General features: G+C 49.5%; 9 protein-coding genes. 5 read left to right on the top strand and 4 right to left on the bottom strand.

Features of this window, described 5'->3' with window-relative positions; genetic code table 11:
- The first annotated feature begins 116 nt into the window (after nt 1-116).
- Nucleotides 117-878, top strand: a complete 762-nt coding sequence (locus GRF59_RS22415) for a hypothetical protein (RefSeq protein WP_237391979.1) — start codon at nt 117-119, stop codon at nt 876-878.
- 63 nt (nt 879-941) lie between these two features.
- Here the strand turns inward: GRF59_RS22415 and GRF59_RS22410 are convergent, their stop codons facing one another.
- The 3 genes from GRF59_RS22410 to GRF59_RS22400 all read right to left on the bottom strand — a co-directional run bounded on the left by GRF59_RS22410 (nt 942) and on the right by GRF59_RS22400 (nt 6874).
- On the bottom strand, nt 942-2579 hold the full coding sequence (locus GRF59_RS22410) for a thiamine pyrophosphate-binding protein (protein WP_160499946.1): 1638 nt from the start codon (nt 2577-2579) through the stop codon (nt 942-944).
- Nucleotides 2580-2642: 63 nt separating this feature from the next.
- Nucleotides 2643-5441 (bottom strand): bifunctional diguanylate cyclase/phosphodiesterase, encoded by a 2799-nt coding sequence (locus GRF59_RS22405; RefSeq protein WP_160499945.1) that lies wholly within the window; start codon nt 5439-5441, stop codon nt 2643-2645.
- A gap of 383 nt (nt 5442-5824) precedes the next feature.
- Nucleotides 5825-6874, bottom strand: coding sequence for an NAD(P)/FAD-dependent oxidoreductase (locus GRF59_RS22400; protein ID WP_160499944.1), 1050 nt, complete (start codon nt 6872-6874; stop codon nt 5825-5827).
- Between the two features lie 193 nt (nt 6875-7067).
- On the opposite strand from GRF59_RS22400, the gene GRF59_RS22395 reads away from it, so the two are divergent.
- The 4 genes from GRF59_RS22395 to GRF59_RS22380 all read left to right on the top strand — a co-directional run bounded on the left by GRF59_RS22395 (nt 7068) and on the right by GRF59_RS22380 (nt 10884).
- Entirely contained in the window at nt 7068-7853 is a 786-nt protein-coding gene (locus GRF59_RS22395) for an ABC transporter ATP-binding protein (RefSeq protein ID WP_160499943.1), read from the top strand.
- A gap of 71 nt (nt 7854-7924) precedes the next feature.
- Nucleotides 7925-8866 (top strand): iron-hydroxamate ABC transporter substrate-binding protein, encoded by a 942-nt coding sequence (locus GRF59_RS22390; RefSeq protein ID WP_160499942.1) that lies wholly within the window; start codon nt 7925-7927, stop codon nt 8864-8866.
- Nucleotides 8867-8872: 6 nt separating this feature from the next.
- On the top strand, nt 8873-9880 hold the full coding sequence (locus tag GRF59_RS22385; RefSeq protein ID WP_160499941.1) for a FecCD family ABC transporter permease: 1008 nt from the start codon (nt 8873-8875) through the stop codon (nt 9878-9880).
- Complete coding sequence (locus GRF59_RS22380; RefSeq protein ID WP_160499940.1) at nt 9877-10884, top strand: FecCD family ABC transporter permease; 1008 nt, start codon at nt 9877-9879, stop codon at nt 10882-10884. The genes GRF59_RS22385 and GRF59_RS22380 overlap by 4 nt, the downstream gene beginning before the upstream one ends.
- Before the next feature lie 70 nt (nt 10885-10954).
- Here the strand turns inward: GRF59_RS22380 and GRF59_RS22375 are convergent, their stop codons facing one another.
- Nucleotides 10955-11806, bottom strand: a complete 852-nt coding sequence (locus GRF59_RS22375) for a CPBP family intramembrane glutamic endopeptidase (RefSeq protein WP_202128811.1) — start codon at nt 11804-11806, stop codon at nt 10955-10957.
- Nucleotides 11807-11932: the final 126 nt, after the last annotated feature.

The following is an 11932-nucleotide window of genomic DNA, read 5'->3' as shown; positions in this document are numbered from 1 at the left end:
ACCGTCAGTATGCATGAATCTGCAGTTGAGGCAAGAATTCTGTTGTGGCTATGGCGGAGTAAGCTATAATGAAATCAAACCATCATATGGATAACTTTAACAATTGCGGAGGTTCTATGAATCAAGGAAATGCAGACCATGCCCTTTCTTTTATTACCGATTGCATCAATAAGTCCTTAACCGCAGATATGCCGGAAGCCAGTCCGGCTGAACTTCATGAACGGCGAAGCCAAATGAACAAGGCCCAGCTCATGGACGCCTGTCTCCATTCTTTTCAAGGTGAAGTGACCGGCGAGGTCATTCATAAAATTGTTCTTCAGATATTCGAAATCGATCTGGATAACGCCTCTCTGTTAACGGAAGCTGAGAAGGAAGCTTTGGCTGCTGCCCAGGATACGCAGACAGAGATCGGCACCAAAGCGTCTTCCTTCAGCAGCATGCTGCCCCGTCACGTGCTGGACTCCCAGCTTGCCGCCCATGGCAAACTGAGAACAGGCCCCGAAATTCGCATCATGCTGAATCAGTTGTTCGGCGTGAATCTCGACGCCATTTCTTCACTGGAGAAGGCACGGATTTCGCTATTCTCCAAAGGCCAGTGGATCGTACAACAGGACCATGATCTCTTTGTAGTCTATACCGGCGAAGGTGATGTAGATGTCAAAGTGTACCCGACTGCATATTTTCTGGAGAAAACGGGAATGGCTGGCCTGCCCGAAGACCTGCAGCAGGCTCTGAATAGCCTTGGCTATCATATCGATGAAGAAACGAACGGTTTTTACTATGCAGACGCTGAAGGTCAAGCCGTTCCGGATGCCTTTAAGGGGCAGACCATGGGAGCTATTATGGCAACCATCCGCAGCTCCTGCTCTCATTTGTAAATCAGGCTGGGCGGAATCAAAAAAAGGGCTCTGATCTAAGACGATCAGGGCCCTTTAGTTCGCTTACTTACCGAAGGAAGACAAGAATTTCACGCGGTCTCCCATCGGAGGCGTATTGTTATCCACCAGCGCGATCTCCAGAACCGCCGGGCCGCCTGTGTTCAGCAGGTTGCGTACGGAATCCTGGGTCAGATCGTCAAGCTCTTCCACGCGGAAGCTCGGGATATCCATCGCGGCAGCCATGGCCGCGATGCTGATTTCCTTTTGTCCAAAGGAGGCATGCGAGCGTTTATACTGCAGCTCATGGCCATGGTAAACCATGCCAAGGCGTGCATTGTTCATAATCACAAACAGGATCGGCAAGTTATACTCCTTCGCCGTCAGAATCTCCATACCGTGCATGAAGAAGCAGCCATCGCCTGTGATGCATACGACCGGACGGTCCGGTTCAGCAAGCTTCGAACCGATGGCCGAGCCAATGCCGCTGCCCATTGCACCGAAATGCACGTTGATATCAAACGTATTATAGTCCAGCACGTTCATGTAATGGATCACATAAGACATGAACTCGCCGATGTCCACGGTGTAGCGCGTATCCGCAGGCAAATGCTTTTGCAGGTTTTTAAGCACGTTTTGCGTATTGTATTCCTCCGTGACTTTATAGCCTTGCGGCTTCTCCAATGCCTTCGCTCCGTCACGGGGCAGTCCCAGTGCCTTCAGCTCCTCCATCAGGAACATCAGACTCAGGTTGATATCGCCCAGAACCGGAATGTCGATCTCATATTTCCGGCCAAATACCGTTTCGTCAAAGTCCATCTGAACGCAGAACCGGTTCTTCGTTAGATTCGCATTCCAGTTGTTTGTCGCAGTCTCACCCAAGCTCGAACCCAGAATCAGAAGCGCTTGCCCGTCGCCTTCATTGATTAGCGATGATGCTCCTTCATGGCCGGCAAAGCCGAAGACGCCTGCATGAAGCGAATGCTCTTCAGGAATGAATCCTTTGGCCTGCGGCGAAGTCAAAATAGGCCAGTTCAGCACTTCCGCTACCTCGAGGACCTGGTCAACCGAATATCTAACGCCTTGTCCCACAAAAATATAACCTTTTTCGCGTTGCGACAGTTCGAGCGCTACCTGCTTGATGACGCCCAAATCAGGGACGATCGGTGCTCTTTTCGGTGGATCGGGAATGATGACATGCTGCACTTCACCCTGCTGCACATCGATCGGCATTGCGACATGTACCGGTCCAGGGACGCCGGAAATCGCAATTTCAACGGCTTTGACGACTTCAGCCAGCAGATCCTTTGATTCTCTTACCATCACGCTGTATTTGGTGATCGGACGGAATACAGGATCCGCATCCAGCTCCTGCGACGCATTGAGCCCAAGCGTGTTTACCGGAACTGCACCCGTCAGGAAAAGAACCGGCAGATGTTCACGCATGGCATTGGCCGCGCCTGTGACCAGATTCGTTCCGCCTGGCCCGCTGCAGCCGATCACTACGCTCATCTGGCCCGAATATTTAGCATAGGCCGCCGCCATATACGACGCAGCCCCTTCATGCTTGGTAACAACCGGCGTGATTTCAGGCATCTCCACCAATTGGTCAAACAGGACATTGACGGAACCTGCCGGAATTCCAAAAATATGTCTTACGCCTTGTCCTTTCAGGTACTCCAATACTGCACGTGCTGCTTTCATAAGAAACCTCCTAAAAATACATTTTTATCTATGAAGTAACGGAGTGACCAAAGCCCGTAGGCTCTAGTTCACTCCACAGGATAGGTATAATTCAGCGATATCTTCCGGCCTCATCGGACGGCTGAAATAGTAACCCTGCATCAGATAGCAGCTGCGAGCAGCCAGAAATTCAGCCTGCTCCTTCGTCTCGACCCCTTCGGCAATGACATCAAGGTGCAGGTTCTGGGCCAGCGTAATGATCGTGTTGGTAATAGCCGCATTGTCATCGTCCTGGATGATATCCTGCACGAAGGATTTATCAATCTTCAGCGTGCTGATAGGGAAGTTCTTCAGATATCCCAGAGAAGAGTAGCCTGTACCGAAATCATCAATGGCAATGCTGATGCCGAGACCCTTGAGCTGTTCCATCGTTTTAAGGGTAATGTCGGAATTTTTGATAATCTGGTTTTCGGTGACCTCCAGATGAAGATATTCAGGCGACAAGTCGGTCTTCTTCAGAATACTCTTGACCATCCCGAATAAGTTGTCCTGCTCAAATTGTCTCACGGACAAATTCACCGACACGCTGATGCGGGGAAAGCCCATTTTATGCCATTCCTTAATCTGCGAGCAGGCATTTCTCAAGACCCACTCCCCAATGGGAACGATCAGCCCCGTCTCCTCTGCAATCGGAATAAACTCATCCGGTGAAACCATACCCTCGGTTGGATGATTCCAGCGTAACAGGGCTTCCACCCCGACGATGGTATTGGTCTCATAGTTGATCTGCGGCTGATAATATATGATCAGTTCGTTTTGATCGAGGGCTTTATATAATGCGTTCTCGAATTTAACGATTTCAAAGGTGCGCGTATCCATGCCCGAGCTGAAGAAATGATAGCTGTTCCCGGAAATTTCCTTCGATTTATACATGGCGGTATCCGCATTTTTGATCAAGCTTTCGCTGGTATCCCCGTGGTCGGGGAAAAGGCTGATGCCAATGCTCGTTTTAATGTATACCTCGTTATCCTTGACGTAAAAAGGCTCGGCGAAGGATGCAACAACCTGATTCACGACTTTCAGAATCTCTTTCCTGCTCTTAATGTTCGGTAAAAAGATAGTAAACTCGTCCCCGCCTTGGCGCGAAACCGTGGCACTCTTCGGAATGCAGGCGCTAAGGCGCTTGGCCACATCACGCAGCAGTAAATCCCCGTAGGTATGACCCAGCGTGTCATTGATGAATTTAAAACGGTCCAAATCCAGGTACAGGAGCGCTACTTTTCCCCCATTCATTTGGGCATACTTGATACCCTGATTCAGCCTGTCTTTGAGTAAGACCCGGTTAGGCAAGTCCGTCACGCTGTCGAAATAAGCATGGTACTTGATTTCCTCTTCCATCTGCTTCCGCTGCGTAATGTCCTTGAAGGTGACCACATCGCCCACAATGTCTTCGCCTTCTTTAATGGAAGAGATGACATATTCCACTGGAAAACTGGAGTTATCTTTGCGGTAAAAGCGGTCGTCGGTATGGCAGTTGCTCCACTTGCGTTCATTAACGTAGTTTTCCTGCTGTTTATCCGGTCTTTTGCCATTGAAAATAATGCTGCCGGGCTGTCCGATCAGCTCGCCCTTCACCTCGTAGCCGAGCATGAATTCCCCTGCCGGATTGCAGAACGTAATATTGCCCTCCAAGTCGAGACCGAAAATCCCCTCGCCCGCTGAGTTAAGAATCAATTCCTTCTCCCGGCTCAAGTGCTTCAGCTCTGCAACGACCCGTTCGAGCTCCTTATTCTTAAAGGTAATTTCGGAGGTTCTTTCTTCGATGATCACTTCCTGCTTTTCCATGTAAAGAAGATTGGACAGCGTTGAAGCCGTTGCCTCGACAATCGATTGACACAGCTGCACGGTCGCTTCGGAATATAACGTGATTTTCTCGCCCAGATTCACGACAGCGATGACCCCGAGAACCTCGCCCATGGACACAAGCGGGAACATGAACATCCCCTTGATCCCGAAATCGCGGCAAGCTTCATGATTGGGTCTGTCATCCTCGAAAACATCCGGAATGATGATCACCTTTTTCGTGCGTATTACTTCCTGGAAGACCGCATCATTTTCCGGATCGATTTTGATTTTTTGATGCGTTCTCATCCAGTCTTCCTCGGTCCAGTCGCTGTCCTTGCTGAGCTTGGCCGGTTTGATTCTCTTGCCTGCGAGCGGATCGAGCAAATGCGCGCCGACATTATAGTTGTTCAGTACTTTTGCAATATAGTAAAAGCTTGTATCAAGTCCTTGCTGCATGGTAGAGCACATCGACAGGTTGCGTGTCACATCGAGCAGAAGCTGCTTTTCGGCAATCAGATTTTCCTTATGCGTCAAATTGTTGGCGTTGCGGATGGCGACAGCCGCCATATTAACGTAGGCCTCGACCGTTTGAATCTCCGATTCTGTCAGGTTCATCGGAATGCCGTAATCAAATAAAAATACGAGTCCAAACAGTTCTTTCTCATACGAGATAGGAAGAACGAGCAGAGATTTGATCTCAAATCCCTCTATTGCCCAGGAGTCAGGGCGCTCATCTTGTGATGTGTCCGGAATGTAGATCGTTCTTTGCGTTTCGATCACTTCTTTGGCCAGCAGGTCACGTTCGGTATCAATAATGTGCATGTCCAACGTCATACCGTTAATGGTTTCCGGTTTGCCGACATATCCTCTGAAGTTGCCATCCCCCTGCGGCAAATAAATCCCCACCGAATCACATTGGACAATTTCCTCCGAGATTGCCGTCGTTACATGCTGCAGTACCTCTCGCAATTCCAGTTTGGTGTTGATTAATTTTGTAATGTTTGCAAGCCGGGAATACCTCGTTTGCTCCTTCACCATCACACGCTCTCCCCTTGTCATCTTCGTTTGACATCGATGTATGGTCCTGCTAAATATGAACTACTTATGTTGTACAAGCGTATGATCTCCCAATCCTAATATCGATTGTGTTTGCTCTGATATAAGGTCCTATTTTCCTTATTTTAACTCACTTTGCACTCTTTTTTATATATACAATCCTAAAAAAATAGTAATTTTTAGTTATTTTAGCAAAACAACACGCGAACGCGTTCGAAGAGAGGCATAAACTGTCGCAATGGGGATATTTTCGCGGCTACAAGTTCTCCGGATTCTAATGTGGCGAAATCTATTTCCACATCAAAAAACCCCTCTCTCGAGGGGTTCGTATCCGTGATTGTCATGGCATATTTCAAGGAAGAAGTTCAGCTCATCATTTTTTTAACGAGCTCTTTGTTGCGATCCTTGAACACCTCATTATGTGAAGAGACCATCGCGATTTGACCGGCATCCGGCTGAATGAACTGTTTCGCCTTGTTAACGGCATTGGCCGCATCTTGAAAAGCCCCCGCGATGAGATTCAGCTTGCCTTCATGCATCAGAATATCACCCGCCGCATATAACCCCGGAACGGAAGACTCACTGTTCGGCGTACCAGCTATGTAATCCTGCTCCGCAATATCGATCTTAAGCGTACTGTTCTGCAGCAGGGTCGTATCCCGTTCATATCCGTGATTGATAACCACCTCGTCGACCATCAGTTCCATGACCTCTCCGGTCTGCTGATGGGTAAGCTCGACACGTTCTATGACTTCGTGGTCGCCCCGTGCGTGCAGCTTGGTAATACAAGTATGGAATAGGCACTCCACCGAGCTGTTCAGCAGATGTCCCACGGTCGCCTCGTGTCCGGCTAACGCATCTTTGCGGTAGGTAATATAGACCTTCTTCGCAAGGGGTTCCAGCTCGTTCGCCCAGTCTATGGCCGTATTGCCGCCGCCGGAAATGATCACGGTCTTATCCTTAAACTGCCGCAAGGACTTCACGGTATAGTGCAGATTGCTGACCTCAAACCGGCTCGCGCCTTCGATCTCCAGCTTTTGCGGGTTCAAAATACCGCTGCCGACAGCCACGATAACCGTCTTGGAGAGATGCATGCGGCCCGAAGTGCCGTGCAGCTCGAACACTCCGTCTTCCCGGCGCGTAATGGTTTCAATTTTCTCATTCAGGACAACCTCGGGGTTAAACGTCAGTCCTTGCTGTACCAGCTGTTCGATGAGCTTCGCTCCGGGCAACGGCGTCAAGCCGCCGACATCCCAGATCATTTTCTCCGGATATACATGGACTTTGCCGCCCAGCTCCGATTGAAACTCAATAATTTTGGTCTTCATCTCTCGCAGACCACTATAGAATGCGGAATAAAGTCCAGCCGGACCCCCGCCGATGACAGTCATATCGAAAATTTCTTCCTGGCCCATTTCCGCTCGCTCCTCAGAAATCATTATTAATGATAACAATTCTCATTCTCAATAAAAATATACACGTTTTCACCTCCCATTTCAAGATTCTATTGACAACTCATCAAAATAACCTTATTCTTTTAACGATATTGAGAATCATTATCAATAGTTATTTTCAACAAAATTTTATCCATATATAGGGGGACAAAACATGGTTCGGCTGTACACAACAGAATTGAATATTGGTTACGGCGAACGCTCCATTGTGAAGAATCTCAGTGTGAACATTCCCGACAAGAAGATCACTGCGATCATCGGCTCTAACGGATGCGGTAAATCCACGTTGCTGAAAGCCATCACACGGATCATTCCGCATCAAGCCGGAGCGGTTATTCTCGACGGTGAAAATATTGCCAAGGAAAATACGAAACAGCTCGCAAGAAAGATGGCCATTCTGCCGCAGACACCGGAAAGCGCTGCAGGGCTAACGGTAGGCGAACTGGTGTCGTACGGACGCTTTCCATATCAAAAAGGCTTTGGTCGTCTGACAACGAAGGATTATGAAGTCATCGACTGGGCGCTCGAAAAAACGGGCACGAAGGATTACAAGTTCCGTTCCGTGGATACGCTCTCCGGCGGACAACGCCAGCGGGTATGGATTGCCATGGCACTTGCCCAGGAAACGGATATCATTTTTCTTGACGAACCGACTACATACCTCGATATGGCGCATCAGCTGGAGGTACTGGAGCTCTTGCAGAAGCTCAATCACGAACAGCAGCGGACCATCGTCATGGTACTGCATGATATTAACCAAGCGGCGCGGTTCGCTGATTATCTGATCGCCCTGAAGGACGGAGAGATCGTCAAAACCGGCAGCGGCGAGGAAGTGATCAGCCCCGAAGTCTTGAAGCAGGTGTACCAAATCGATGCCGCCATCGGACGGGATCCAAGAACGGATAAACCGATGTGCGTTACGTATAATCTGATTAAATAAAAGAATTCCAACCTAAATCCCCAGTTCATTGATCTGAATGAAAAATTTACCTCTTGAAGGAGTTCATAAGCATGAAGAAAGCATTTTTCCCTCTCTTACTCTGTCTCATCCTGGTCTTAAGCGCCTGCGGCAATAAGCAAGTCAGCGAACCGACCGGCGATAAAGTGGAAGGCAGCGCAGCCGCCGAGAGTTCCAAACCTCAAACGATCACGTATCACTCGGAGAGCGGCCCGGTTGAGGTCCCTGCCGATCCGAAGCGCGTCGTGGTTCTCTCCTCGTTTACCGGCAATGTTCTATCCTTAGGCGTGAATCTGGTGGGCGTGGACTCCTGGTCGAAGATGAATCCGAACTTCCAAGATAAACTGAAGGACGTTCAGGAAGTTTCCGATGAAAATCTGGAAAAAATCATTGAGCTGAATCCGGACCTGATCATCGGCTTGTCCAATATCAAAAACATCGACAAGTTGAAACAAATTGCTCCAACGGTTACTTTTACGTACGGAAAAGTAGACTACCTGACGCAGCACCTGGAAATCGGCAAACTTTTGAACAAAGAAAAGGAAGCTCAGGCTTGGGTGGATGACTTCAAAGCACGCACTCAAAAGGCCGGCGATGAAATCAAAGCCAAAATTGGCGAAAACGCTACCGTTTCCGTCATCGAAAGCTTCGACAAACAACTGTACGTCTTCGGCGATAACTGGGGACGCGGTACCGAAATCCTGTATCAACAAATGAAGCTGAAAATGCCTGAAAAAGTGAAAAATGCCGCTTTGAAAGAAGGCTACTATGCGCTTTCTCCTGAAGTGTTGCCGGAATTTGCGGGTGATTATGTGATCTTCAGCAAAAATAAAGATGCCGATAATTCCTTTGAAGAAACGGCGACTTATAAAAACATCCCTGCGGTAAAAAACAATCATATGTACGTGGCTGATGCCAAAGCGTTCTATTTTAACGACCCTTTGACACTTGATTATCAGCTGAACTTCTTTATTCAAAGCTTTCTAGGGAAGTAACGCGGTATGAAGAATACGGTTGAACGCATCCCTTTTATTTTCAAATTACTCGCCGCCGCACTGCTCTTCGTTATCATATTTTTGCTTGCCATGGTACTCGGAGCAGCTCAGACCTCTGTCCAGGATGTATGGGCGGCACTGACAAGCACCAGCCATGGCGAGAAACTGTCCGTCATCCGCGAAATTCGATTGCCGCGTGAAATTGCAGCCATTTTCGTCGGAGCGGCACTGGCGGTCTCCGGAGCCATCATGCAGGGGATGACCCGTAACCCGCTCGCTGATCCGGGACTCCTCGGTTTAACGGCTGGCGCCAATGCGGCACTGGCCGTGACGATTGCCTTTATCCCTTCCGTCAATTATTTCGGCCTGATGATCGCTTGCTTTATCGGCGCTGCCGTCGGTGCCGGATTGGTATTCGGGATCAGCGCAGTGAAAAGGGGAGGCTTCTCCCCGCTGCGCATCGTACTGGCAGGCGCAGCCATCTCAGCTTTTCTGTACGCTGTTGCCGATGGCGTGGGCATTAGCTTCAAAATTTCGAAGGATGTGTCCATGTGGACCTCCGGTGGCCTGATCGGGGCCAATTGGGAGCAGCTGAAGGTCATCGTACCGTTTATCGTCATTGGCATTATCATCGCCATTTTGCTCTCCAAGCAGCTGACGATCTTAAGTCTTAGCGAGGAAGTCGCTGTTGGGCTCGGTCAAAAGACTGCCCGTGTCAAAGCCGTTCTATTCGTCGTAACCGTTATGCTGGCAGGCGCTTCGGTCGCGCTGGTCGGCAGTCTGACCTTTATCGGCTTGATGATTCCGCATATCGTACGTGCCGTAGTCGGTACGGACTATCGTTTCACCATCCCGATGTCAGCCATTTTCGGTGCATCATTCATGATGCTCGCAGACACGCTGGCCCGGACCATCAGTGCCCCTTACGAAGCACCTGTGGCGGCCATTGTAGCCGTTCTGGGTCTTCCCTTCTTCCTGATCATTGTGCGTAAAGGGGGAAGAGCATTCTCATGATTCATCCATCTCTCATCAGGAAGCAGCGCCTCGTTGTGCTTATCCTGTTTGTACTTATTGTGCTAACCGTCGTTATCAGCATGGGACTGGGATACTCCTCCCTGTCGTTTGACCGGCTCATTCCGACTCTGCTCGGGGAAGGAACATTCAAGGAAAATTTCGTGCTGTTCTCGGTGCGCCTGCCCCGGATCGTCATTACGCTGCTCGCTGGTATGGCGCTTGCGTTATCCGGTTCGATTTTGCAGGGAATCACCCGCAATGATCTGGCCGATCCCGGCATCGTCGGCATTAACTCCGGAGCTGGCGTGGCGGTAGCCTTGTTCTTCCTGTTCTCGCCGATTGAAGCCGGTTCGTTCATATACCTGCTGCCGCTGATGGCATTCGGCGGAGCCGTGATTACCGCATGTCTCATCTATTTATTTTCCTATAACCGGAAAACCGGTTTGCAGCCGGTGAAGATGGTGCTCATGGGCGTAGGATTCTCCATGGCTCTCTCCGGCGTCATGGTCGTGCTTATTTCTTCCGCCGAAAGGGAGAAAGTCAATTTTATCTCCAAATGGCTGGCTGGCAGCGTTTGGGGCGCAGATTGGCCCTTCGTTTGGGCGATTCTGCCTTGGCTTGTCATTCTCATCCCTTTTACCATGTACAAGGCCAATCGGCTGAATCTGCTGTCCCTGAATGAGCCTGTAGCCATCGGCGTGGGCATATCGCTGAACAAGGAGCGGATTGTTCTCTTGCTAACGGCAGTTGCGCTGGCGGCATCCGCTGTATCGGTGACAGGAGGCATTGCGTTCATCGGCCTCATGGCTCCGCATATCGCGAAGGCACTCGTAGGTCCCCGCAATCAGATGTTCATTCCTGTGTCGATCCTGATTGGAGGCTGGCTGCTCGTGCTTGCCGATACCATCGGGCGCCAAGTTGCCGATCCGGATGGCCTCGCAGCAGGAATTGTGGTCGCTCTGATCGGTGCACCTTACTTTATCTATTTGCTCTTGAAGAAATAAAATGTTAACTACAGTGTCAAAAAGCTCAAGCAAATCACGGACCTCTCCGCGGCATGCTTGAGCTTTTTTATTATTGAATCGACTGGTGTACCGACCTCAATTCAATAGTCTTCCGCTCCACGCCATTACGTCTCAGCTTCCAAATGAACCACACCATGAGCGCGCCACACACAATAAGCCCCATGACACCTTCTCCATTCATTATGAACAGATTGCCTTGAAGCAGGCCTGATGTATTGGTATAGATATCGCCCAAGACCTTTGTGTTAACCACATTCCATACGGAGTGGAAGAACAGTACGGGAATGAGGCTGCCTGACAAGTAGTAACAATACGAGAATGGAAAGCTTACCGCGAACACAACGCAAGCTTGAATGGCGCATAGCAGCAACGGATGGCTCATGCCTGTGGCTTTGGCCAGAAGGAAAACCGCAGGCATATGGTATAAAGCCCAAACGATGCCCACGAAGAAGGTCGCTTTCAATTTGCCGTAATGCTTGGTGAGCTCCGGAAGCAAATAGCCGCGCCAGCCATACTCTTCACCCCATACCACAATGAGGTTGACGACGATCGTCACAAGTACCGTAATGATGCTTTTCAAGTCAACCGGCTGCTCTGGATGCCACGCACCTGTTCCTGAAAGAATGGACGCCGCGGCGCACAGCACGATGAGAAGGAGTGGATACAGAATGCCAAAGCCCAGTGCTTTTGCGTTCATTTTGCGATGACGGTCTCTTAGCTTTCTTCCCTGCATTTTTCTAAATACGATGGCAGCCACCGCAGGGATAAACATGATGATGGAAAAAGTCTTGATGCCGACCTCCGGCTTGATAAACAGGATAATCGTGATCAGCCAAGAGGCTGTAAGTACTGTTAACATATAAGATAGGGCTGCTTTATTCGGGGACATCTCTTTTGTCATCATCATAACTCTCCTCATGGATTCATTTGCTTACAGTTCCCATTGTAGAGCAGTCATGAAGCCGTCTGAAGACACGAAAGTCATCCGTTTGGCATGACTTTCGTTAGTATTCGGAATATGACTTTA

The sequence above is a fragment of the Paenibacillus dendrobii genome (genome assembly GCF_009807035.1).
Classification (GTDB): Bacteria; Bacillota; Bacilli; order Paenibacillales; family Paenibacillaceae; genus Paenibacillus_AQ; species Paenibacillus_AQ dendrobii.
This window is presented reverse-complemented; position numbering and strand designations above follow the sequence as displayed.